Annotated in this window: 19 protein-coding genes and 1 pseudogene; 16 read left to right on the forward strand and 4 right to left on the reverse strand. The window is 71.0% G+C overall.

Annotated elements, in window-relative coordinates; translation table 11 throughout:
* The first annotated feature begins 127 nt into the window (after window positions 1–127).
* The 8 genes from A5655_RS07850 to A5655_RS07885 all read left to right on the forward strand — a co-directional run bounded on the left by A5655_RS07850 (window position 128) and on the right by A5655_RS07885 (window position 7,844).
* Window positions 128–1,369 (forward strand): aminotransferase class I/II-fold pyridoxal phosphate-dependent enzyme, encoded by a 1,242-nt coding sequence (locus tag A5655_RS07850; protein ID WP_067007766.1) that lies wholly within the window; start codon window positions 128–130, stop codon window positions 1,367–1,369.
* Complete coding sequence (locus tag A5655_RS07855) at window positions 1,366–2,271, forward strand: CoA ester lyase (protein ID WP_067007769.1); 906 nt, start codon at window positions 1,366–1,368, stop codon at window positions 2,269–2,271. Before A5655_RS07850 ends, A5655_RS07855 begins: the two co-directional genes overlap by 4 nt.
* A gap of 15 nt (window positions 2,272–2,286) precedes the next feature.
* Window positions 2,287–2,811: a MaoC/PaaZ C-terminal domain-containing protein gene (locus tag A5655_RS07860; protein ID WP_067007772.1), complete on the forward strand. Its 525-nt coding sequence runs from the start codon at window positions 2,287–2,289 to the stop codon at window positions 2,809–2,811.
* Window positions 2,811–4,070 carry an ATP-grasp domain-containing protein gene (locus tag A5655_RS07865; RefSeq protein WP_067007776.1) on the forward strand — a complete coding sequence of 420 codons (1,260 nt, stop codon included), beginning with the start codon at window positions 2,811–2,813 and terminating at the stop codon, window positions 4,068–4,070. Before A5655_RS07860 ends, A5655_RS07865 begins: the two co-directional genes overlap by 1 nt.
* Window positions 4,071–4,082: 12 nt before the next feature.
* Window positions 4,083–4,775 (forward strand): bifunctional 2-polyprenyl-6-hydroxyphenol methylase/3-demethylubiquinol 3-O-methyltransferase UbiG, encoded by a 693-nt coding sequence (locus tag A5655_RS07870; RefSeq protein WP_067007780.1) that lies wholly within the window; start codon window positions 4,083–4,085, stop codon window positions 4,773–4,775.
* A 61-nt stretch (window positions 4,776–4,836) separates the two neighbouring features.
* Window positions 4,837–5,814 carry a phosphotriesterase gene (locus A5655_RS07875; protein WP_067007784.1) on the forward strand — a complete coding sequence of 326 codons (978 nt, stop codon included), beginning with the start codon at window positions 4,837–4,839 and terminating at the stop codon, window positions 5,812–5,814.
* A complete protein-coding gene (locus A5655_RS07880) occupies window positions 5,815–7,287 on the forward strand; it encodes an AMP-binding protein (protein ID WP_067007787.1) in 1,473 nt (490 codons plus the stop codon). It abuts the gene before it with no gap.
* A gap of 83 nt (window positions 7,288–7,370) precedes the next feature.
* Window positions 7,371–7,844, forward strand: a complete 474-nt coding sequence (locus tag A5655_RS07885; protein ID WP_067007790.1) for a YbjN domain-containing protein — start codon at window positions 7,371–7,373, stop codon at window positions 7,842–7,844.
* A 1-nt stretch (window position 7,845) separates the two neighbouring features.
* Here the strand turns inward: A5655_RS07885 and A5655_RS07890 are convergent.
* A pseudogene (locus A5655_RS07890) lies at window positions 7,846–9,043 on the reverse strand (acyltransferase family protein).
* A gap of 144 nt (window positions 9,044–9,187) precedes the next feature.
* Between A5655_RS07890 and A5655_RS07895 the strand changes: the two are divergent.
* Together A5655_RS07895 and A5655_RS07900 are read left to right on the forward strand one after the other, a co-directional pair.
* Complete coding sequence (locus A5655_RS07895; RefSeq protein WP_067007796.1) at window positions 9,188–10,477, forward strand: DUF3068 domain-containing protein; 1,290 nt, start codon at window positions 9,188–9,190, stop codon at window positions 10,475–10,477.
* A gap of 20 nt (window positions 10,478–10,497) precedes the next feature.
* Window positions 10,498–12,189: a hypothetical protein gene (locus A5655_RS07900; RefSeq protein WP_067007799.1), complete on the forward strand. Its 1,692-nt coding sequence runs from the start codon at window positions 10,498–10,500 to the stop codon at window positions 12,187–12,189.
* Here the strand turns inward: A5655_RS07900 and A5655_RS07905 are convergent.
* Window positions 12,173–13,327: a glycosyltransferase family 4 protein gene (locus A5655_RS07905; RefSeq protein WP_067007802.1), complete on the reverse strand. Its 1,155-nt coding sequence runs from the start codon at window positions 13,325–13,327 to the stop codon at window positions 12,173–12,175. The genes A5655_RS07900 and A5655_RS07905 overlap by 17 nt on opposite strands.
* A gap of 60 nt (window positions 13,328–13,387) precedes the next feature.
* Between A5655_RS07905 and A5655_RS07910 the strand changes: the two genes are divergently transcribed.
* The 3 genes from A5655_RS07910 to A5655_RS07920 are packed head-to-tail and all read left to right on the forward strand — an operon-like array spanning window position 13,388 to window position 16,883.
* Window positions 13,388–14,575 (forward strand): hypothetical protein, encoded by a 1,188-nt coding sequence (locus tag A5655_RS07910; RefSeq protein ID WP_067007805.1) that lies wholly within the window; start codon window positions 13,388–13,390, stop codon window positions 14,573–14,575.
* 26 nt (window positions 14,576–14,601) lie between these two features.
* A complete protein-coding gene (locus tag A5655_RS07915; protein WP_067007808.1) occupies window positions 14,602–15,369 on the forward strand; it encodes a class I SAM-dependent methyltransferase in 768 nt (255 codons plus the stop codon).
* Window positions 15,370–15,413: 44 nt separating this feature from the next.
* Entirely contained in the window at window positions 15,414–16,883 is a 1,470-nt protein-coding gene (locus tag A5655_RS07920; protein ID WP_067007811.1) for an aldehyde dehydrogenase, read from the forward strand.
* Between the two features lie 4 nt (window positions 16,884–16,887).
* Here A5655_RS07920 and A5655_RS07925 read toward each other — a convergent pair whose 3' ends face one another.
* Together A5655_RS07925 and A5655_RS07930 are read right to left on the reverse strand one after the other, a co-directional pair.
* Window positions 16,888–17,511 carry a TetR/AcrR family transcriptional regulator gene (locus tag A5655_RS07925; protein ID WP_067007814.1) on the reverse strand — a complete coding sequence of 208 codons (624 nt, stop codon included), beginning with the start codon at window positions 17,509–17,511 and terminating at the stop codon, window positions 16,888–16,890.
* Between the two features lie 55 nt (window positions 17,512–17,566).
* A complete protein-coding gene (locus A5655_RS07930; RefSeq protein ID WP_067007817.1) occupies window positions 17,567–18,361 on the reverse strand; it encodes a crotonase/enoyl-CoA hydratase family protein in 795 nt (264 codons plus the stop codon).
* 428 nt (window positions 18,362–18,789) lie between these two features.
* On the opposite strand from A5655_RS07930, the gene A5655_RS07935 reads away from it, so the two are divergent.
* The 3 genes from A5655_RS07935 (at window position 18,790) to A5655_RS07945 (ending at window position 22,463) form a co-directional block, all read left to right on the forward strand.
* Complete coding sequence (locus A5655_RS07935; protein ID WP_067007921.1) at window positions 18,790–19,356, forward strand: TetR/AcrR family transcriptional regulator; 567 nt, start codon at window positions 18,790–18,792, stop codon at window positions 19,354–19,356.
* A 131-nt stretch (window positions 19,357–19,487) separates the two neighbouring features.
* The gene (locus A5655_RS07940) at window positions 19,488–20,939 is read left to right on the forward strand and encodes a PE family protein (protein ID WP_067007820.1); all 1,452 of its coding nucleotides are present in this window, start codon (window positions 19,488–19,490) and stop codon (window positions 20,937–20,939) included.
* 78 nt (window positions 20,940–21,017) lie between these two features.
* Complete coding sequence (locus A5655_RS07945) at window positions 21,018–22,463, forward strand: PE family protein (protein WP_067007822.1); 1,446 nt, start codon at window positions 21,018–21,020, stop codon at window positions 22,461–22,463.

A 22,463-nucleotide genomic window follows, 5' to 3' on the forward strand; every position in this document is an offset into this window, starting at 1 on the left:
AAACGCGGCGATGTCTGTCGACTGTCCGGCCAATCCCGTGTCCCCCGATCGGGGGAACGACGGTTCATCCCGTCCGCGATCCGATCGGTGGAGGGCCGGGCGCGCGGATCTTTCTACGGTCCTATGCATGAACCCGATCCACCGATACCGCAACAACGCCAAGGCCGTCGAGGTCGGCAATCCGGCGTGGCAGGCGGCGGCCGACAACGGGCTGCTGGACAACATCGTTCGCTACGTCGGCGACGACCTGCTGGAGCGCCAGAGCGACGGGCACCGCTTCATCAACATGATTTCCTGCTCCTACCTCGGATTGCATTCCCACCCATGGGTTTTGGAAGGCGCCCGCGCGGCGATCGATTCGGAACAGACGTTCGCGCTGTCCGCCTCGCGGCTGCGCATCCGGTTCTCCATCATCGACGAGCTGGAGGCCGGGCTCTCGGAGCTGTGGCGCGCCCACTGCGTTTCCGCCATCTCCACGGCGGTGGCCAGTTCGGCCGTGCTGCCGCTGATCTCCTCGGGACACCTGACCGACGACGGGGAGCCGCGCGTGATGGTGTTCGACAAGTTCAGCCACTTCTCACTGAACTACATCAAGCCGATCTGCGCGGACGAGGCGCCGGTCTACACCAGCCCGCACAACGACCTCAACTACCTCGAGGACATGTGCAAGAGGCACCGGCGGGTCGCCTACGTCGCCGACGGCGCCTACTCGCTGGGCGGCGTCGCGCCGGTCAAAGAGCTGCTGGAGCTGCAGGACCGCTACGGCTTGTTCCTCTTCTTCGACGAGGCCCACTCGCTGTCGATGTACGGCGAGCGCGGCGAGGGAATCGTGCGGTCCTTGATGCCCGACGAGCTCAACCCGCTCACGATCATCGTCGCCTCGCTCGGCAAGGCCTACGGCGCCAGCGGCGGGGTCATCATGCTGGGCCCGGCGAAACACCATGACATCCTGATGCGCTTCGGCGGTCCGCTGGCCTGGTCCAAGCCGGCGAACGCGCCGACGATCGGTGCCTGCCTGGGTTCGTTGCGGGTGCACAATTCGCCCGAGCTGGCCCGGCGGCAACAGCACTTGCGCGACAACGCCGCCCTCTTCGACAGCCTCATCTCCACCCCGCAGGCCGGCCTGGACACCCCCATCCGGCTCATCCGGACGGGCGAGGACGACAAGGCGATCGGCCTGTCCCGGCAACTTCTCGACCGCGGGTTCTACGCGTCGGCGGTCTTCTTCCCGGTCACCCCGAGGGGCGAGGCGGGGCTGCGGATCATGCTGCGCTCCGACAACGAGGCCGACGACATCCGCCGCCTGTGCGCGACGGTGGGCGAGCTGCTGGCGCCGGAATCGCCTGAGCTGCTTGGTGTTCCGGCATGAGTCAGCGAGAAGCCATTCGGCCGTTGGTGTTTCGCACCATGCTGATGACCAGCGCGATCAATCCGCGCCAGTACCCCACGGCGCTGCGATCGGGCGCCGACGTGTGCACGCTGGATCTCGAAGACGCGGTGCCGCCCGCCCGGCGCGACCTGGCTCGTCACCTGGCCGCTCGATTGTTCAAGGCGCCGCCGACCGGATGCCTCCGCGCCCTGCGGATCAACAGCCTGCGCACCACCGACGGCCTGCGCGACGTGCTCGCGCTCGCGTACGGCGCCATGGCGCCCGACGCGCTGCTGGTCCCGAAGGTCAACTGCGCGCACGACTTGCTGATCCTCGAGGACATGCTGGGTGACGCGGGCGCGGACATCGATTTCCTGGTGACGATCGAGACCGCGGCCGGCCTCGCCGCCGCCGAGGAGATCGCCACCGCCACCCCGCGGGTGCGGGCGCTGGTCTTCGGGGCCGCGGACTTCGCGGCCGATCTCGGCATCTCGATGGACTGGGAGCCGTTGCTGTACGCGCGTTCTCGCATCGTCGCCGGGGCCGCCGCGGCCGGCGTTCCGGCGATCGACGCACCCACCTTCGCCGTCGGCGACGAACTCGCCCTCAAGGTGGACGTGAACCGGTCGCGCGAGCTCGGCTTCGGCGGCAAGGCCGCGGTTCACCCCCGGCAAGTGGCGGTGATCAACGACGGGTTTACCCCACTGCCCACCGAGGTGCAGCGCGCCCGGCGCGTCATCGACACCGCGCGCGAAGAGTCCGGGCGGATCGGGATCCTGGACGGGCAGATGGTCGGCCCGCCCATGGTCGCCGCGGCGCGCGGTCTGCTGCGGCGCGCGGAAGCGCTCGACGCACACGGCGCCACGCGGCGTGCCGTGGCGGCGCGTCGGGTCCGCTACTAGCGGACGGGGTTGGTCGTGGACGAGATTCGTGCCTATAAAAAGGTCGGCGACCGGCGCTGGCGGGAGTCTCCGGGCCTGGTCTTCGAGGACATCGAGGTCGGCGCGATCGTCGAGCACCGTCCGGGTCGCACCCTCACCGATGCCGACAACGTCTGGATGTCGTTGCTGTCGCACAACCTGCACCCGCTGCACATCGACAATGCCTACTGCGAAAACACCGAGTGGAAGCGGCCTTTGGTGTCGAGCCTGGTCACGTTGTCGATCGTGTCGGGCATGAGCGTCCCGAGCACCAGCGCCAAGGGCCTGGCCAACCTGGGCTGGGACGACATCCGCCTCGTCGCGCCGGTTTTCGTCGGCGACACCATCTACGCCGAGACGGAGTATCTGGACAAGCGCCTGTCGGAATCCCGCCCCCACCAAGGCATCGTCAGCTGCGCCACGCGCGGGGTCAAGTCGGACGGCACGCTGTTCCTGACGTGCCGGCGGGCGTTCCTGTTGCCGACCCGCGAGCACGATCTCGAAGATCAGGCGGCGTACTGATGAGGCAGCGACACGTCGTCCTGGTCGATACCTACGCCGCCATCGGAACCGAACTGGCCCAAGGCTTCCGGAGCCTCGGCTACACGCCGCTGCGGGTGCAAAGCACCGCCGAGGTGCCGGTCGCGCTGCGCGGCCAACCGGATCGGTACCCCTACGACGTCGACATCGTGCACCGCGGCGACCTGTCCGAGACGTTGGCCAGGCTGTCGCCCTTCCGCCCCGTGGCCGTCGTGGCCGGCACCGAACCGGGAGTCGAACTGGCCGACGCGTTGAGCGAGGCCCTGCACCCGGTCACCGGCGCACCCACCAACGGGACCGCGCTGAGCCCCGCGCGGCGCGACAAGTTTCTGATGATCGAGCGGATCAAGCAGCAAGGCCTGCGGGGGGCGCGGCAGACCCTGGTGGACGACGCGGACCAGCTCCGCAACTGGCACAACGGCATTGGCGGCACGGTCGTCGTCAAGCCGCTGCGCAGCGCCGGCAACGACGGCGTGACCTGGTGCCGCACCCCCGATGACTCGGTGCGCGCCTTCCGGCGCCTCAACGGGCGCGACAACGTGCTCGCGCACCGCAACGACGGCGTCGTCGCGCAGGAGTGCCTGGTCGGCGCCGAATACACCGTCGACACCGTCAGCCGCGACGGAGAGCACCACGTGTGCGACATCTGGGAGACGTACCGCATCGACGCCAACGGCGTTCCCGACCTGCTGGTCGCCTGGCGGCTGCTGCCGGCGATCGGCGATCTGCAGGACGAGCTGGTCGCCTACGCCTTCGAGGTGCTCGACGCCCTGGGCATCCGGCACGGCCCGGCCCACGCCGAGATCAAGATGACGTCCGACGGGCCGTGCCTGGTGGAGGTGGGCGCGCGGATCGCGGGCGCCGGCCTGCCCGAGTGCGCGCGGCTGGCCACCGGGCGATCGCAGGTCGACTGGACGGTGGACGCCTACGCGCGACCTGATCGGTTCGCCCGGAACTGCGGGGGGCCGTACCGCTTGCACCGGCACGTCGCGCGGACCACGATGGTCGCCCCGCGCCGCGGCACGCTGGTGTCCTATCGCGGCCTGGAGGCCATCAAGGGGCTCGACAGCTTCTATGACATGCGGGTGCGGGTGAATCCCGGCGAACATCTGCCGCTCACCACCAACGACCTGACCTACCCGGTCTGGATCACGCTGCTGCACGAGGTCGGCGAAGCGGTGGCCCGTGACCTGTGGACGCTGCGCTACCTCGACGGCGCGGGCTTCTACGAACTCGCCTAGAAGGGATCAGCCATGACGTTTTGTCACTGCCACGCCGAGACGGACCCGGACCGGACGGGTGACGGCAGCCTCGTCGAGCTCTACCGCCGCATGCCCCCCACGGGCGAGCCCGAGCAGATCGACGCGATCCTCGCGCCGCGCAGCTCGGTGCTGGAACTCGGCGCGGGCACCGGGCGCATCGCCGACCCGCTGGCGCGGCTGGGCCACCGAGTCACCGCCGTCGACGACTCCGAACGGATGCTCGCCGAGGTGCGGCACGCGCGGACCGTCCGCGCCCGCATCGAGGGGCTGCGCCTGACCGAGCGGTTCGACGCGGTCCTGTTGCCGACCAACCTGATTCACTACCGGGGCGCCGAGCTTCGGCGGGCGGTGCTGGCCACCGTCGCCCACCACCTCAAACCCGCGGGCAGGGCGATCATCCAGTGGAAGCCGCCGGCCTTTTGGGCCGCCCGGCCCGCGGGCTGGACGGAAGACAAGAAGATCGGCGGGGCGACGGCACGCGTGACCATCCACCGCGATCTCGACCGGCTGGTGGAGGGCGAATACGCGTTGCTGGTCGACGGATCCGAAATGCGGCAGTGCTTTCACCTCGAGGTGCTGACGCCCGCCGACATCCGGCGCGAACTCGACCGCGCCGGACTGCGGCTGCTCGACCGCGCCCCCGAGTCCACGGAGTGGCTGCAGGCGGTGCGCTCGCGGGCTTGACAACACCTCGACCGAAAACGCCCCTGTTGGTTTGGCGGCGGGTCGACCTAGAGTCAGACCCGTGCCAGAACTCAATACCGCCCGCGGCGCCATCGATACCGCCGACCTCGGCGTGACGCTCATGCACGAGCACGTGTTCATCATGACCACCGAGATCGCGCTGAACTATCCCGAAGCCTGGGGCGACGAGGACCAGCGGGTGGCCGATGCCGTCGACCGGCTCAACGAGCTGAAGTCCCGCGGGGTGGACACCATCGTCGACCTCACGGTGATCGGCCTGGGCCGCTACATCCCCCGCATCGCCCGGGTCGCGGCGGCCACCGAGCTGAATATCGTTGTGGCGACCGGCCTTTACACCTACAACGACGTCCCGTTCCGGTTCCACTACCTCGGGCCCGGCACGGCGATGGACGGCCCGGAGATCATGACCGACATGTTCGTCCGCGACATCGAGGAGGGCATCGCCGACACGGGGATCAAGGCGGGCATCCTCAAGTGCGCCACCGACGAGCCCGGCGTCACCCCCGGCGTCGACCGGGTGCTGCGCGCCGTCGCCCAGGCGCACAAACGCACGGGCGTGCCCATCTCCACGCACACGCACGCCGAGACCCGGCGCGGGCTCGAGCAGCAACGCATCTTCGAAGAGGAGGGCGTCGACCTGAGCCGGGTGGTCATCGGCCACTCCGGTGACACCACCGACCTCGACTACCTCGAGGAGCTGATCGGCAACGGCTCCTACATCGGGATGGACCGGTTCGGCATCGACGTGTACCTGCCGTTCGAGGACCGGGTGAACACCGTGGCGCGGATGTGCGAGCGCGGCCACGCCGACAAGATGGTGCTGTCGCACGACGCCAACTGCTACTTCGACGCCATCCCGGAGGAGCTGCTGCCGGTCGCCGCGCCCAATTGGCACTACCTGCACATCCACAACGACGTGATCCCCGCCCTCAAGGAGCGGGGCGTCACCGACGAGCAGCTGCACACCATGCTGGTGGACAACCCGCGCCGCGTCTTCGAGCGACAGGGCGCCTACTAGATGAACCAGCCGGTCCCGCCGATCGGCACCCAGATTTCGCAGCTTGCGGCGCTGGCTCCCGACGAGCCCGCGGTCACCTGCGACGGTCGCACCATCACCCGCGGCGAACTCGACCGGTCGACGAACCGGTTGGCCCGCGCGTACGCCGAGCGCGGCGTCGGGGTCGGCGACTACGTGACCATGGTGCTGCCCAACTCGATCGAGTGGATCCAGGCCGCGGTGGCGTGCTGGAAGCTGGGCGCGGTACCGCAGCCGCTGTCGGCGCGGTTGCCGGACGCCGAGCTGGCCGGGCTGCTCGAGTTGCGCCCGCCGGCCCTGCTGGTGGGCCGCGAACATCGTGAAATACCCAGCGTCCCAGCCGGTTTCGCCCCCGACCCGGCGCTGTCCGACGCGGCGTTGCCGGAGGCGGTTTCGCCGGTGTGGAAGGCGATGGGCTCGGGCGGCAGCACCGGGCGGCCCAAGCTCATCGAGTCCGGCGGCGACAGCCGGATTCCGCCCGCCGTCGGCTACCCGCTCGGCGCGCAGGAGGGCGACACCACGCTGGTGCCGATCCCGCTGTCGCACAACACCGGGTTCACCACCGCGACGATCGCGTTGGTGATGCGCCATCACCTGGTGCTGATGAGCCGGTTCGACCCGCACGGGTTCCTGCGGCTCATCACCGACCATCGGGTGACGTTTTTGACCACGGTGCCGACGATCATGCAGCGGGCGCTGCCGGTTTACCACGCCGACCCGGGCGCCTACGACCTGTCGTCGCTGCGGCGGTTCTGGCACATGGGGGCGCCGTGCCCGCCCGCCATCAAGCAGGCCTGGATCGACCTGCTGGGCCCCGAAGCCGTCTGGGAACTCTACGGCGGCACCGAATTACAGGCGCTCACCTTCATCAGCGGCGATCAGTGGCTGACCCACCGCGGCTCCGTCGGCGTCGTGGTCGCCGGGGAGATGAAGGTGCTCGACGACGACGGCAACCCCTGCCCGCCCGGCGTGATCGGCGAGATCTACATGCGCCCCGCCCCCGGCAGCGCGCCCACCTACCGCTACGTCGGGGTGGAGGCCAAGAGCCGCGACGGCTGGGACTCGCTGGGCGACCTGGGCTACTTCGACGCCGACGGGTTCCTGTACCTGTCGGACCGCCGCGTCGACATGTTCACCGTCGGGGGCCGCAACGTCTATCCCGCCGAGATCGAGAACGCGCTGTCGGCCCACCCGGAGGTGCTGTCCTGCCTCGTCGTCGGCGTGCCGCACGATGATTTGGGCCAGGTGCCCTACGCCCTGGTGCACACCGCCGACGGGTCCGCGTTGGACGGCGACGCCGTGAAAGACTTTCTGCGCGAACGCATCTCGTCGTACAAGGTGCCGCACACGGTGGAGTTCGTCGGGACTCCCCTGCGCGACGACGCCGGCAAGGCGCGGCGCTCGGCGGTGCGCGCGGAGGTCATCGCGCGCCTCGGGGCCGCCGAGCCGGCCTGACGCCCGAACGCTCGCCCCAAGAATCTTCCAAGCGCTCGGCCCCACCATGGGTGCGTCGATGACCGTTGTCCGGGAGAGGGGCCATGCAGATCGAGCCGTTGAGCACGGAGCTGATCGAACGTTATCTGCGATCGCGTCAGCTGCGGTTTTTCCGCAGCAGTGACGGCGAGGAATTCATGATGCTGCTGTCTTGCCACGAGCGCGGCAAGCTGCACGTGAACCTGCGGATCAACGGCCTGCGGCGCGACGTCCTGGAGATCTCGATCAGCCCGGCCGGGTACTACCTTGCGGCCGAACGTCCGCGCCTGATGGAACTGGTGAACGACTGGAATCGAGACACCCACTGGCCCAAGGCGTTTGTGCGCGAGACCGCCCAGCCGGGCCGGCTGGCCGTGGTCGCCGAGAACGCCTACCTGCTGACCGACGGCATCCACATCGAGGCGCTGGGCAACTTCGTCCGGTCCACCGTCGAGTACGGGACCGACCTGTTCGAGAAGATCGAGCGGGCCATCGCCCTGCCGTCCGCGGACGCGCTGGAACAGTGGATGGATCGCTGAGTCACGGCGCGATCGCGTCCGCCTCGGCGTCGGTGACCTGGGGCGCGGGCTGGTGGCGTTTCTCCCAGCCGCGCAGCGCTTCCCGGCACGGGGATTCGACCAGCGCATAGCTGACGGCGGCGATCGCCCAACCGAAGATCAGCGTCAACGCCAGCACCGAGGGCATCCGGCCGGTGAACGGGAACGTCCCGAGCACCGGGAACACCATCGCCAGCGCGGCCAGGTGCCAGATGAACAGGCCATAGGACCAGCGGCCCAACGTCACCATGGGGGTGCTGCCCAGCACCCGGTGCGGCGTGTCGACCCGGTCCAGCACCAACGGGGCGACCAACGCGAACGCCACCAGGGAGCCCGCCGCCGTCTTCACCGCGAACTGGGCGGCGGTGCCGGGCACCAGGCCCTCGGGGCCGGCCAGCGGCGAGGCCGCCACCAGGTAGGCCAGCGCCGCGACGACGGCCATCACGATCCGGTGCCGCGCCAGCCGGTGCGGCACCCCGACCCCACAATGCACCCACTCCGCCAGCAGCATGCCCGCGGCGAACCAGGAGAAGAAGGCCGGCGGCCAGTTCAGCGGGTTGATCCCCGACGGCCCGTGGACCGGCACCCAGCCCCACGCCCAGCTCAGCGCCGCCAGCGCGACGATCGCCGGCACCCGCGCGCCGGCCGGCAGGCGGCGGGCCAACAACGCCAGCAGGGGCAGCGCCAGATAGAAGCTGACCTCGACGGAAAGGCTCCACATCTGCGTCAGCCCCCCGGTCAGGGTCAGCGGCACGTAGATCTGGGTGAGCGTCAGGTTGGCCAGCCACACGGTCGGGCTGGCGTGATCCGCGTCGGGCAGCAGGGTCAGGATCACCACGACCGCCACCAGGTAGGCCGGCATGATCCGCACGACCCGCGAGCGCAGGTAGTGGCCGGTCCGCGGCCGCGGCCCCAAACCCCTGGCCGCCGCCGCGTGCCCGCGCCACAACAGGAACCCCGACAACGCGAAGAACACCGCCACCGCGAGGTCGAAGCGGCCGAACAGCCGGCCCGCGGCACCGCTGGAGTGCCCCGTCTGGAAGGCCACGTGCGTGACGACCACGCCCATGGCCGCGCACGCGCGCATCCCCTCCACGGCGGGCAGGAAGCTGCGGATTCCGCCCACCTGTTGGCCATCGGTCACGCTCACAAGTGTGCCCGCCGGTTGTCCGCCGACGAATCGGGTACGTAAGCCGGGGCCTTAAATTCTGCTGTTAGGGTCGAACGGGTTTGCCACGCCGCTTGGTCGGATCCGAGCGGGTCGCGGCCGACAAGACCGGAGACCATCACGGACCACGAGGAATCCATTAGGAGGGCACGGCAACATGAACCGCGCAGTCATGTTGCGTTTCGCCGCATGCGCGATCATCGGACTCGGGGCTGCCCTGCTGATCGCCGCGCTGCTGCTGTCGACGTACACCAGCAGCAGGATCGCCAAGATCCCGCTGAACATCGACGCCACGTTGATCAGCGACGGCAACGGAACCGCGCTCGACTCCGCGTCGCTGTCCGGTGACCACCTCGTCGTCAACCAGAACGTGCCGCTGGTGTCCCAGCAGCAGGTCAGCGTCGAATCCCCGGCCAACGCCGAGGTCGTCACGCTGCAGGTCGGCACCTCGGTCCGGCGCACCGACAAGCAGAAGGACAGCGGCCTGCTGCTGGCGATCGTCGACACCGTCACGCTGAACCGCAAGACCGCGCTGGCCGTCTCCGACGACAGCCACACCGGCGGCTCCGTGCAGAAGCCGCGCACGGTCAACGACGAGAGCCCGCCCACCGCGATGCCGCTCCGCCACGAGGGGCTGTCCTACCGGTTCCCGTTCCACACCGAGAAGAAGACCTATCCCTATTTCGATCCGATCGCGCAGAAGCCGTTCGACGTCAACTACGACAGCCAGGAAGACGTCAACGGGCTGACCACCTACAAGTTCACCCAGAACGTCGGCTACAACGGCGACGGCAAGCTGGTGGCCCCGGTGACATACCCGACGCTGTACGCCGACCAGGCGACGGACTCCAAATTCACCACCTCGGCGGCGATGTGGGGCGTCCAGGGCGGCGATCCCAACGAACAGATCACCATGACCCGCTACTACGCCGCGCAGCGGACCTTCTGGGTGGACCCGGTGTCGGGGACCATCGTCAAGCAGAAAGAGCACGCCAACCACTACTTCGCGCGTGATCCCCTCAAACCGGAGATGACGCTGGCCGACTACACCGTCACCTCGAACGAGGACACCGTCGAAGCCCAGGTCAACACGGCGCGCGACGAGCGGGACCGGCTGGCGCTGTGGTCGCGGGTGCTGCCCATCACCTTCACCGCGGTCGGCCTGATCGCGCTGATCGGCGGCGGGGTGCTGGCCTCGTTCAGCCTGCGGACCGAGAGCGCGCTGACCGACCCGGGCCTGGACCGGTCCGACCAGGAAGTCTTCGGCCGCGGCGCTCCCGAAGAACCGGTGCCCGGCGCCGAAGCCGAGACCGAGAAGCTGCCCACCCAGCGCCCCGCCGGGGGCGAGGATCCCGACGCGCCGACCGTCGGTTCCGACGAGCCACCCGAGCCGGGGCCGCCCGACGCGGGACCGCCGGCGTCACCGGGTCCCCCCGAACGGGCCTAGCTTCCCTGGAGGCGCTCACCGTGCGCTGGACCCGGCCGGGGTACGCGCTGTTGCTGGCGCTCCTGGTGGCGGGGCCGCTCCTGGCGCCCGGCTACCTGCTGTTGCGCGACGCGGTGTCGACGCCCCGGTCGTATGTGTCCGATACCGCCCTGGGGTTGACGGCGGCGCCGCGGGCGACGCCGCAGGATTTCGCCGTGGCGCTGGCCTCGCATCTGCTCGACGGCGGCGTGGTGGTGAAGGCGCTGCTGATTGCGGGCCTGTGGCTCGCCGGATGGGGCGCGGCGCGGCTGGTCGCCACCGCGCTGCCCGACGCGGGGGCGCCGGGCGAGTTCGTCGCCATCACGCTGGCGATCTGGAATCCCTATGTCGCCGAACGGCTTTTGCAGGGCCACTGGAGCCTGCTGGTCGCGTACGGCTGCCTGCTCTGGGTGGCGACAGCGATGCTGCGGCTGCGGACGGCGGCGGATGCCGGGCGCTCCGCGTGGTTCGGCCTGGCGTTCTGGGTGGCGCTGGGCGGGCTGACCCCGACGGGCCTGCTGCTCACCGTGGCGGTGGCGCTGGTCTGCGTGGCCGTCCCGGGGGCGGCCCGGCCGCGCTGGCTGTGCGCGGCGGCGGCCTCGGCGGTCGCGCTGGTAGCGGCGGCGCCCTGGCTGACCGCGGCCGTGCTGGGCTCGTCGTTGAAAGCGCACACCGCGGCGAACGCGCTCGGGGTCAACGCGTTCGCGCCGCGCGCCGAGCCCGGCCTGGGCACGCTCGCGAGCCTGGCCAGCCTCGGCGGCATCTGGAACGGCGAGGCCGTACCCGCCTCGCGGACAACGCTTTTCGCGCTGTCGTCCACCGTGGTGCTGCTGGGGGTGGTGGCGGCGGGGTTGCCGGTGGTGGCGCGTCGGCGCGTGGCGGCGCCGCTGCTGGCGCTGGCGGCGGTGGCCGTCGTGGTGCCGGCGGTGTTGGCGACGGGCCCGGGTCTGCACGCGCTGCGGGCCCTCGTCGACGCCGCACCCGCCTTCGGTGTGCTGCGCGACGGGCAGAAGTGGGTGGCGCTGGCGGTGCCGGGATACGCGCTGGCGGGCGCGGGCGCCGTGCTGACGCTGCGGCGGTGGTTGCGGCCGTCGGTGGCGGCGCTGGTCTGCTGCCTCGCGCTGCTGCTGGCGCTGCCGGACCTGGCGTGGGGCGGCTGGGGCACGGTCGCCCCGGTGCGCTACCCGCGGGGGTGGGCCGCGGTGGCGGCGGCGATCAACGCCGATCCCCGGGCCGTGGCGGTGCTGCCCGCCGGCACCATGCGGCGCTTCTCGTGGTCGGGGCCGGCGCCGGTGCTGGATCCGCTGCCCCGCTGGCTGCGCGCCGACGTGCTGACCACCGGCGACCTGGCCATCTCGGGGGTGGTCATTCAGGGGGAGGGCGATCGCGCCCGGGCCGTGCAGGACCTGCTGCTGTCGGGGCCCGAGCCGGGCGCGCTGGCGCCGGCCGGCATCGGGTGGCTGGTCGTCGAGTCGGACAGCGCCGGCGCCATGGGCGCCGCGTCGCGCACCCTGGACGCGCTGACGCCGGTCTACCGCGACGACGAGTTCGCCCTCTACCGAATCGGCGGCGACACCGCCGGTGTTCCCGGCGCGCGGCGCACCGCGACGCTGATCGCGCACCTCGCGTGGCTGGCGTTGCTGATCGCGGGCGCCGTCGGCGCGGCGTTTTGCGCGCTCAGACGACGCCGCTGACGAATTCGCCCGCCCGGACGGCCCGGAGCACCCCGGCCATCGCGTCGGCGCTTTGCGCCCAGGAGAACTCGCCGCTGCGCGCCTGCGCCTTGGCGCCGAGTTGGTCGCGCAGCACGGGGTCGCGGAGCAGCCGTTCGAGGCGGTCCACCAGCTCGTCGTGGCTGTCCACCAGGAGCCCGGTCACCCCGTCGACGATCGAGTCGGACAGCCCGCCCGAGGAGCGGTAGCCGACGGTGGGCACCGCGTGCTGCGCCGCCTCGACGACGGCCAGGCCCCACCCCTCCTTGCGCGACGGCAGCACGTGCACCCAGGAGCTCTGCAGGACATGGTGTTTGGTCACGTCGTCGACGTGGCCGTGGAAGGTCACGGCGTCGGCCATGCCGAGGCGCCGGACGTGGTCGACGAGCCGCTGCCGCCACCAGCCGTCGCCGACGATGTCCAGATGCAGCCCGGCGATTCGGGGCCGCAGCGCCGCGACCGCTTCGAGCGCGTCTTCGATCCGCTTGTGCGGCACCAGCCGCGACAGCACGACCACCCTCGGTGCGGCCGAGCGCGGGCCGGACAACGATTGCGCCGGCGCCTCGTCGAGGCCGTTGCGCACCACGGCGATCTGCTCGTTGTGCACGCCGAGCGCGACCAGGTCGCGGGCCGACGGCAGCGACACCGTCACGTACTGATTGCGCCGGTTCAGCCGGGGCGACAGCCTCGACTCGACGAACCAGCCGATCCGGCCGAGCACCGGCCCGGCCACCGGCCACTGTTCGCGGTGGCAGTGGTGCACCAGCACCACCACCCGCCGGCCGTACACCAGCCGGGCCAGAAACGGCAGGCCGTTCTGGGTGTCGACGACCGCGTCGGGCCGCACGCGCCGCAGCGGCCCGAGGCCGATGCGCGCCGCGGCCATCGCCAGCAGCGCCCACACGTACACCGAGTACCGGCCGCCGGCGCGGTCGATGCGCACCCCGTCGATCACCTCGCGGCGGGGGGCGCCCGGGTAGCGGGCGGTGCGCAGCGTGACGGCAATCCCGGACGCGGCCAGCTGCGCGCCGACGCGCTGCAAGTAGGCCTCGCTGCCGCCGCCCTGCGGGTGCCCGGTGTCGCGCCAGCACAGCAGCAGGACGGAACGGAGAGAAGACATTGCTGGCCAGCGTAGCCGTCGACGCTTTGCAGCCGGACCCACTGGTGGGATCCTTCCCAGATGAGCATCGGCAATGAATCGGGTGCGGCGCGCCGGTTTGTGGCGAATCCCCCGTTCTGGGGCTCGAAGATGGCCTCCGTAACGACACCGGCGTGGCAAAGCAAACCCGCCCGGTCCTACCTGATCATGGTCGTCGGGATCCTCGCGTTCACCGCCGTCGCCGCGGTGTTGTACATGGGTGTGCAGTCGTACGTCTACCGCAGTTCGGGCGGGTCGGCCGCCGTCGCCGACCTCATGGACAAGGTGCTCCGTTACGGCGCGGTCGCCCTGATTTTCGGCGCTGTCGGCGGCTGGTATTGGTGGTCCCAGCGGTCCGGCCACGGCAAGATCCTGATCGACGTCACCCGCGATGCCCTGACCGTCAGCAAGCGGCCCGGCGACGTTTATCCGTTCGGCGACGCACAGCTGGGCGTGTGGGGGATATCCGGCGGCATGACGATGGGCACGACCCTGCATCTGCACTGCGGCGGGCGCCGCTTCGTTCTCGGCGGGCGAGACTATCGCGTTGCGCCCGGGACGCGGCTCGAAGCGCCCGACGCCGGCTACGGCCTGCCGCTGGACGTCGACGCCTGGGTGCCGGCGTCGGACTTCGGTGAGATCCTCGCCATGTCCGGGCGGCTGGGCGATCGGAGCGGGTTGGCCGCAGGCTCGCGCGCGCCCACGGGACCGGTTCGGTGCCTGCTTTTCCCCAGCCCCCTGGCGATCCAGCAGATGGGGCCGTTCGCGGTCCGGCGAAAACAACAGGTGCTGCAGTCGGCCCACCAACCTCGCCTGGCCATCGACGTGGACGCTGACGCGGTCCGGGTGGTCGACCCGAACAGCAATGCGCTGGTGGCCTCGGCGCCGGTTGCGCAGGTGGGTGCGACGCCGGAAACCTACCAATACCGGCGCGGCGGTTTCGGGTTCGGATCGCCGGACCAAATCGTGGGCGCCATGTTGGAGCGCGGCATCGCGTCGTCGCTGTCCACGACGCCGGTCCTGGTGCTCGGCTTTCCCGGTGCACCGCCGCTGACCATCGGATGCCGTGACACCATCGGCGGCCTGGACATGCGGTTTTCCTGGCCGGGCAACGTGCGGCAGCGCGTGAACGAGCCCCCCGATTTCTCGGTCTCCGGAGGGGATTTCCTGCTGCTCGTCGAGAAATTCGGCCTGACCCCGTATCTGCAACGCCACGACCAACAGGTCTAGCCGGCCCGCGGCCGTACGGTTGGCCAGTGCCCGTCACCGACCTGTTCGCGCGGCGGGCCACGCTGCGCCGGTCGCTGCGGCTGCTGTCGGAGTTTCGTCACGAGCGGTCCGACCCGGCCAAGTTCTATCGCACTTTGGCCGCCGACACCGCGGCGATGGTCACCGACCTGTGGCGCGGGACCCATGGCGAGGATCCGGCCGGCCGCACGCTGCTCGACGTCGGCGGCGGCCCGGGATATTTCGCGGCGGCGTTCGCCGACGCCGGCGTCCGCTACGTCGGCGTGGAACCCGACCCGAGCGAAATGCACGCCGGCGGGCCGGCTTTCGCGAACGCGGCCGGCACGTTCGTCCGGGCCTCGGGCATGGCGCTGCCCTTCGGCGACGACTCCGTCGACATCTGCCTTTCCTCCAACGTCGCCGAACACGTGCCGCGGCCGTGGCAGCTGGGCGCCGAGATGCTACGGGTGACCAAGCCCGGAGGACTGGTGGTGCTTTCCTACACCGTGTGGCTCGGCCCGTTCGGCGGCCACGAGATGGGCCTGTGGCACTACCTCGGCGGCGAGCGCGCCGCCGCGCGCTACGCCCGCAGACACGGCCACCCGGCCAAAAACAACTACGGGTCGTCGTTGTTCGCGGTGTCGGCCGCCGACGGCCTGAGCTGGGCCGCCGGCACCGGCGCCGCGGTGGGCGCATTTCCCCGCTACCACCCCCGATGGGCCTGGCGGCTGACGTCGGTCCCGGTGCTGCGCGAGTTCCTCGTCAGCAATCTCGTGCTGGTGCTGATACCCCAGTAATGAAACATGTTCTCGTTTTGCTTTCCCTTGGGTAGGGTGGCGCCATGACCGACGTGAAGACCGAATACGACAAACTTTTCATCGGCGGCAAGTGGACGGAGCCGTCGACCTCGGAAGTCATCGAGGTGCACTGCCCGGCCACCGGCGAGTACGTCGGGAAGGTGCCGCTCGCCACGGCGGCCGACGTCGACGCGGCGGTCGCGGCGGCCCGCGCCGCCTTCGACAGCGGCCCCTGGCCGACGACGCCGCCGAAGGAGCGCGCGGCCGTCATCGCCAAGGACCTGGAGCTGCTCGAGGAGCGCAAGGACCAGTTCGCCAAGCTGCTCGCCGACGAGACCGGCCAGCCGCCGATGACCATCGAGACGATGCACTGGATGGGGTCGATGGGGGCGATGCAATTCTTCGCCGGCCCCGCCGTCGACCAGGTCAAGTGGCGGGAGATCCGCAACGGCTCCTACGGGCAGACGATCGTGCACCGCGAGCCCATCGGTGTGGTCGGCGCGATCGTGGCGTGGAACGTCCCGCTGTTCCTGGCGGTCAACAAGCTCGGCCCGGCGCTGCTGGCCGGCTGCACGGTGGTGCTCAAGCCGGCCGCCGAAACACCGCTGACCGCAAACGCTTTGGCCGAGGTGTTCGCCGACGCCGGCCTGCCCGAGGGCGTGCTGTCGGTGGTGCCCGGCGGGATCGAGACCGGGCAGGCGCTGACCTCCAACCGGGACGTCGACCTGTTCACCTTCACCGGCAGCTCCGGCGTCGGCAAGGAGATCGGCCGGCGCGCCGCGGAAATGCTCAAGCCGTGCACGCTCGAGCTCGGCGGCAAGTCGGCGGCCATCGTCCTCGAGGACGTCGACCTGGCGTCCGCGGTGCCGATGATGGTGTTCTCCGGGATCATGAACACCGGGCAGGCCTGCGTCGGTCAGACCCGCATCCTGGCGCCGCGCTCGCGCTACGACGAAATCGTCGACGCGGTAAGCGCTTTCGTGCAGTCGCTGCCCGTGGGCCCGCCGTCGGACGCGGGCGCCCAGATCGGCTCGCTGATCTCGGAGAAGCAGCGCGCCCGGGTCGAGGGCTACATCGCCAAGGGCATCGAGGAGGGCGCCCGGCTGGTGTGCGGCGGCGGCCGCCCCGAGGGCCTGGACAACGGATTCTTCGTGCAGCCAACGGTTTTCGCGGACGTCGACAACAAGATGACGATCGCCCAGGAGGAGATCTTCGGGCCGGTGCTGAGCATCATCCCCTACGACACCGAGGAGGACGCGATCAAGATCGCCAACGACTCGGAGTACGGCCTGGCCGGCAGCGTGTGGACCACCAACGTGCCGCGGGGCATCGAGATCTCGGAGAAGATCCGCACCGGCACGTACGCGATCAACTGGTATGCCTTCGATCCGTGCTGCCCGTTCGGCGGCTACAAGAACTCCGGCATCGGCCGCGAGAACGGCCCTGAGGGCGTCGAGCACTTCACCCAGCAGAAGAGCGTGCTGATGCCGATGGGCTACACGGTCGACAGTTAGGCGCCTACTCGGCTGGGGGCCTTTGCAGTTGGCCGTCGGCGATGATCTGCTCGGTGGCGTCTCGCCAGCGCTGCACCTGCGTTCGGCTGGTGAGCGCCTCGGGCAGGTGCCGGTTCAGTTGGGTGCGCAGCAGGAACATGCCCAGCACCAGCACCAGCGGGTTGAGCGTCATCCAGACCGGGTCGAGGCCGGGCTTGGTCAGCCCTTGCTGTTGGAGCTGCTCCCAGTGCCCGCCCGCCACCGTGACCAGGGTGTCGAAGACGCGGGAGCCGGTGGGCGTGGCGTCGACGAGCGCGCGGCACAGGTAGTCGACGACGTCGCCGTGGTCGACGAGCAGCGAGGTCACCCTATCCGCGATGTCGGCGACGGGGTCGTCGGCCGGCGCCGATGCGGCGGTTGCCAGCGAGGCCGTCAGCACCGCCGTCACATGGTCGTCGACGGCCTGGATGAGGTTGGCTTTGGTGACGAAGTGATGCTGGACCAGCCCGAGCGAAACACCCGCGGCCGCGGCGATCGTGCGCAGCGAGGTGGCTTCGGTGCCGTGGGCCGCGAACGTCTTCAGCGCCGCGGTGAGAATCCGATCGACGCGTGACGGCTCGGGGTCACCGGACGCCGACTCGCTGGACATCGTCTCAGCGTAGACACGCCCGCCCCGGCGGCGTCGGGACGCGCGCGAGCCGCGGTTAGTGGCCCCGGAATTGGGCCCGCCGTCGCTCGACGAACGACTGCACGCCCTCGGCGGCGTCCGCGCTGGCGAACAGCGCGGCCACGTCGGGCCGCAGCCGCTCGATCGCGGCGGACTCCCCCTGCCGACGCGCCACCTGGGCCGACGCCAGCGTGGCGCGCACCGCCAACGGCGCGGCGCGCTCGGCGATGGTGCGCGCGATCTCGCGCCCGCGGGCCAGCGCCGCGCCCGCGTCGTCGGCCACCTCCTGAACCAGCCCGATGCGGTGCGCCTCGGCGGCATCGAACTCGTCGCCGGTCAGCAGCCAGCGCATGGCATTGCCCCACCCGGCGTCGCGGGGAAGCCGGATCGTCGCACCGGCGAACGGGTAGATCCCGCGTTGCACCTCCAGCTGGGTGAAGCGCGTACCGCTAGCCGCGATGCGGATGTCGGCGGCCAGCAGCAGCTCGATGCCCAGCGTCATGCACCAGCCGTGCGCGACGGCGACCACCGGTGTGGTCCAGGCGCCGTCGAGCCGCCACGGGTCGCGGCCGTCGTCCGGCGTCGGCAAGTCCCCGGCCGCAACCGCCGGGCCGACGTCGACCAGATCCAGGCCGGCGGTGAAGTGGTCGCCGTGCGCGAACAGCACCCCGGCCCATAGCGAGTCGTCGGATTCCAGCAGCCCGTAGGCGCGCGACAGGTCCGCCAGCATCGCGCGGTCGAACGCGTTGCGCTTGTGGGGCCGGTTCAGCCCGATCAGCAGGACGTGTCCGTCGCGCTCGAGGGACACGGTGTCGAGGTTGGGCAGGGCCATCGGCTCAGTGAAGCGCAGCTCTAAGGATTATGCAATACAGCATAATGAGACCGGGATCACCCTTCCGGCGAGCCACATGCTCCATCGGCCCGAAAGGCCGTTTGTCGAGCTGCACGGGTTACTTAGGGAATAAATGTTGCTTACTCGACCGCTGTCTTATATGCTTCTAAGCATAATCTATGGCCTCACTCAGGCCGGGAGAAAATAATGTGGATCATCGAACTCAACGTCGCCGGCTACCAGTTCACGCGCGAGATGCCCGACTTCAAGCGGCGGCCGTTCCGGTTCAGCCCGCGTAACATGCACTGGCCGGTACCGAGGCACTCGCACGCTGCATGACGCTCGCAATGGGAGGTACGACAGTGCCGACTACCACCGACGCCAAGCCGGAATCCACGCCGACCAAACGCTGCGACACCCGCAAGAAGATGCTGCTCAGCGCCGCCGAGGTGATGCGCGAGCGGGGTGCCGCCGGCGTGACCATCGATGAGGTGCTGGCCCGCAGCGGCGCGCCGCGCGGGTCGGTGTACTACCACTTTCCCGACGGGCGCAATCAGATCCTGACCGAGGCGCTGCAGTACGCCGGCGACTCCATCACCGCCATGATCGACGACGCGGCCGGCTGGGGCGCCAGGGCCCTGCTGCGCGAGTTCGTCGAATTCTGGGAGCGGCTCTTGTCCGAGGGCGACTTCGGCGCCGGCTGCCCCGTGGTCGCCGCGGCGATCGGCTCGGACGACGCGGAACCCAAGTTGTCCGCCGAGGCCGGCGCCATCCTGGGCCGCTGGTGCACCGCGTTGACGCGGGCGTTCGTCAACGACGGCTTCGACGACGCCGAGGCCTCGTCGCTGGCGGTGATGTCGATCGCCGCCCTGGAGGGCGCCGTCGTGCTGTCCCGCTCCACTCGCAGCACGGACCCCCTGCACCAGGTGGGCGAGCAGCTCGAATTCCTCATCAAGGCGAGGGAATTCGTCATCCGCAACAAGATCGCGGAGTAGCGCGCCGGCTTCACGGGCAATAATGCAACATTTGCTGCCCCCAGCAAGTAGCATCTGGTTGCTAACTACACGGCTCCACCAATACCCGCGCCGGACGGCGCCCTGTCGGAGCGCTCGTCGGGAGGTAATCGATGTCGTTTGTGTTCGCCGCGCCGGACGTAGTGTCAGCCGCCGCAACGGATTTGGCGAGCATCGGCTCGACGCTCAGCCAGGCCAACTCGGTCGCGGCGGCCCGAACCACCGAGCTGGTCGCGGCCGGCGCCGACGAGGTGTCGGCGGCGGTCGCGGAATTCTTTGCTGCTCACGGCCGGGGCTATCAGGCGCTCAGCGCACAGGTGACGGCGTTTCACGACCAATTCGTCCAGGCGCTGAACGCGGGAGCGGGCGCCTATGCCGGCGCGGAGGCGGCCAACGCCGCGGCGGCCGCCAACCCCTGGCAGACGCTGCAGCAGGACCTGCTGGGCGCCATCAACACGCCCACCGAGCTGCTGATGGGGCGCCCGCTGATCGGCAACGGCGCCGACGGCTTGCCTGGGACCGGCCAGAACGGCGGGGCCGGCGGGCTGCTGTGGGGCAACGGCGGCAACGGTGGCACCGGCACACCCGCACACGGATTCGTCTCTGGGGGGCCGGGCGGTAACGGCGGGCCGGCCGGGCTGTTCGGCAACGGCGGCGCCGGCGGCGCCGGCGGGGCCCCGAACGTCAACGAGGGTGCCGGCAACGGCGGCGCGGGCGGCACCGGCGGGATGCTGTGGGGCAACGGCGGAGCCGGCGGCGTCGGCGGGTACTCGTTGTCCGCCGCCTCGGCCGGCGCCGGGGGCCGGGGCGGTGATGCGATCGGCTTGTTCGGCAGCGGGGGCGCCGGCGGCGACGGGGGTTCCGGCGTCGTCGGCGACATCCAGCAGGCCTTCGCCGGTGCCGGCGGACACGGTGGCCATGGCGGCCTACTGAATGGGAATGGCGGCGCCGGCGGCAACGCCGGGGTCGCCACGCACGGCAACCAGGGCGGCGACGGCGGCGCGGGCGGGATGCTGCACGGCAACGGCGGAAACGGCGGCAACGGCTCGGGCGGCAAGGCCGGCGGCAACGGCGGGGCCGCGGGCGTCATTGGCGATGGTGGTGCCGGGGGAACCGGCGGGGCCGCCGACAATACGGTCCTCAACGAAGCCGGTGGCGTCGGTGGCAGCGGGGGCGCCGGAGGCACCCTGTTCGGCAGCGGCGGCCACGGTGGGCTCGGCGGCCAGTCCGCCTACAGCGCCGGCGGCGCCGGGGGCGCGGGCGGCAACGCCGTCGGGCTCTACGGCAACGGCGGTGTCGGCGGGGACGGCGGCCAGGGTCTCGGCAACGGCGGGGACGGCGGGCGCGGCGGCAATGCAGGCGCCATCGGCAACGGCGGAAAGGGCGGCGGCGCCGGCTTCGGCACGAACCCCTTCCCCGGATCGGAGGGCGGCGACGGCGGCAACGCGCAGCTGATCGGCAACGGCGGCGCCGGCGGCAACGGCTACCTCGAACCCGGCGGCATCGGCGGCGGCGGCGGCCTGTTGCTGGGCGTGCCGGGGGCCGACGGGCGCCAGGGGCCGTAACCGGACGAAATCACGCGCGCGTGCGACGACCGCGCTACGATTCTGCCCAGTCGACGGGGGCGTTGCCGGAGGTAAGGAATGTCTTTCGTGTTCGCGGTGCCCGACGTCGTCTCAACGGCCGCCACGGATTTGGCGGGTATCGGATCCGCGCTCAGCCAGGCCAACTCCGCCGCGGCGGCCCAGACCACCGAGATGCTGGCGGCCGGTGGCGACGAGGTGTCGGCGGCGGTGGCCGCGTTCTTCGGCGCGCACGCGCTGGACTACCAGGCCGTCAGCGCCCAGGCGGCGACCTTCCATCAGCAATTCGTCCAGGCGTTGAACGCCGGCGCGGGCGCCTATGCCGGCGCCGAGGCGGCCAACGCCGCGGCCACGGCCAACCCGTGGCAGGTCGTGCAGCAGGACATCCTCAACGCGATCAACACGCCCACCGAACTGTTGTTGCAGCGCCCGCTGATCGGCAACGGCACCAACGGCCTGCCCGGGACCGGCCAGGACGGCGGCGCCGGCGGCCTGCTGTGGGGCAACGGCGGCAACGGCGGGTCCGGGACGGCCGCAACCGCGTCCACCAGCGGAGGAAAGGGCGGAAACGGCGGGGCCGCCGGGTTGTTCGGCCACGGCGGCGCCGGCGGGGCCGGCGGCTTAAGCGACTTCGACGCGGTAAGTGCCGGTAGGGGCGGCACCGGTGGCACGGGCGGGCTGTTGTGGGGCAACGGCGGCCCGGGGGGCGCGGGCGGCACCTATAACACCGCCGGCATGGGCGTCGCCGGCGGCGGCTCAGGGGGCGCGGGCGGCGACGCGGTCGGGCTGTTCGGTCAGGGCGGCGCCGGTGGGGCCGGTGGCATCGCCACTGGCAACGTGTTCGGCGCCGGTGCCGGATCCGGCGGCCACGGTGGTCACGGCGGCCTGATCAACGGCAACGGCGGCGCCGGTGGCGCCGCGGGCGCCCAGGGCTCCGTCCCCGGTACCGGCGGCGACGGTGGCGCCGGCGGGCTGCTCAGCGGCAACGGCGGTGACGGCGGCGCAGGCTTCGGCGGCAAATCCGGCCACGGCGGCAATGCCGGCCTGATCGGCAACGGCGGCGCCGGGGGCAACGGCCAGTTCGCGGCGGTCGGCGGTGCCGGCGGAAACGGCGGCACCCTGTTGGGCAACGGCGGCCACGGCGGCAACGGGGGACAGTCGGACCTCAACGTTGGCGGCCCCGGCGGTGCCGGCGGCAACGCCGTCGGGTTGTTCGGCCACGGCGGGGACGGCGGCAACGGAGGCCAAAGTGCCACCGCCGCATTCAGCGGCGGTCAGGGTGGCCATGGCGGCAACGGTGGGGTCTTCGGCGGCGGCGGAAACGGCGGTAACGGCGGGGCCAGCGCGACCGGCAAGGCCAACGGCGGCGGCGGCGGAAACGCCCAACTCGTCGGCAACGGCGGCACCGGCGGCAACAGCGCCGGCGCCGGCGCCACTCCCGGGGTGGGCGGGAACGGCGGGCTGCTTCTCGGAATCCCCGGCCCCGACGGGCACGCCGGCCCGTAA

Origin of the sequence: Mycobacterium sp. 1081908.1 (genome assembly GCF_001673535.1) — a bacterium.
In the GTDB taxonomy this organism is placed as follows: Bacteria; Actinomycetota; Actinomycetes; order Mycobacteriales; family Mycobacteriaceae; genus Mycobacterium.

Excerpts from the sequence above, each read along its gene's own strand:
- A5655_RS07940 (WP_067007820.1), top strand. The coding sequence starts at position 19,488 with ATGTCGTTTGTGTTCGCCGCGCCGGACGTAGTGTCAGCCGCCGCAACG.
- A5655_RS07895 (WP_067007796.1), top strand. The coding sequence starts at position 9,188 with ATGAACCGCGCAGTCATGTTGCGTTTCGCCGCATGCGCGATCATCGGA.
- A5655_RS07935 (WP_067007921.1), top strand. The coding sequence starts at position 18,790 with ATGCTGCTCAGCGCCGCCGAGGTGATGCGCGAGCGGGGTGCCGCCGGC.
- A5655_RS07880 (WP_067007787.1), top strand. The coding sequence starts at position 5,815 with ATGAACCAGCCGGTCCCGCCGATCGGCACCCAGATTTCGCAGCTTGCG.
- A5655_RS07910 (WP_067007805.1), top strand. The coding sequence starts at position 13,388 with ATGAGCATCGGCAATGAATCGGGTGCGGCGCGCCGGTTTGTGGCGAAT.
- A5655_RS07885 (WP_067007790.1), top strand. The coding sequence starts at position 7,371 with ATGCAGATCGAGCCGTTGAGCACGGAGCTGATCGAACGTTATCTGCGA.
- A5655_RS07905 (WP_067007802.1), bottom strand. The coding sequence starts at position 13,327 with ATGTCTTCTCTCCGTTCCGTCCTGCTGCTGTGCTGGCGCGACACCGGG.
- A5655_RS07925 (WP_067007814.1), bottom strand. The coding sequence starts at position 17,511 with ATGTCCAGCGAGTCGGCGTCCGGTGACCCCGAGCCGTCACGCGTCGAT.
- A5655_RS07855 (WP_067007769.1), top strand. The coding sequence starts at position 1,366 with ATGAGTCAGCGAGAAGCCATTCGGCCGTTGGTGTTTCGCACCATGCTG.
- A5655_RS07870 (WP_067007780.1), top strand. The coding sequence starts at position 4,083 with ATGACGTTTTGTCACTGCCACGCCGAGACGGACCCGGACCGGACGGGT.
- A5655_RS07930 (WP_067007817.1), bottom strand. The coding sequence starts at position 18,361 with ATGGCCCTGCCCAACCTCGACACCGTGTCCCTCGAGCGCGACGGACAC.
- A5655_RS07920 (WP_067007811.1), top strand. The coding sequence starts at position 15,414 with ATGACCGACGTGAAGACCGAATACGACAAACTTTTCATCGGCGGCAAG.
- A5655_RS07850 (WP_067007766.1), top strand. The coding sequence starts at position 128 with ATGAACCCGATCCACCGATACCGCAACAACGCCAAGGCCGTCGAGGTC.
- A5655_RS07945 (WP_067007822.1), top strand. The coding sequence starts at position 21,018 with ATGTCTTTCGTGTTCGCGGTGCCCGACGTCGTCTCAACGGCCGCCACG.
- A5655_RS07865 (WP_067007776.1), top strand. The coding sequence starts at position 2,811 with ATGAGGCAGCGACACGTCGTCCTGGTCGATACCTACGCCGCCATCGGA.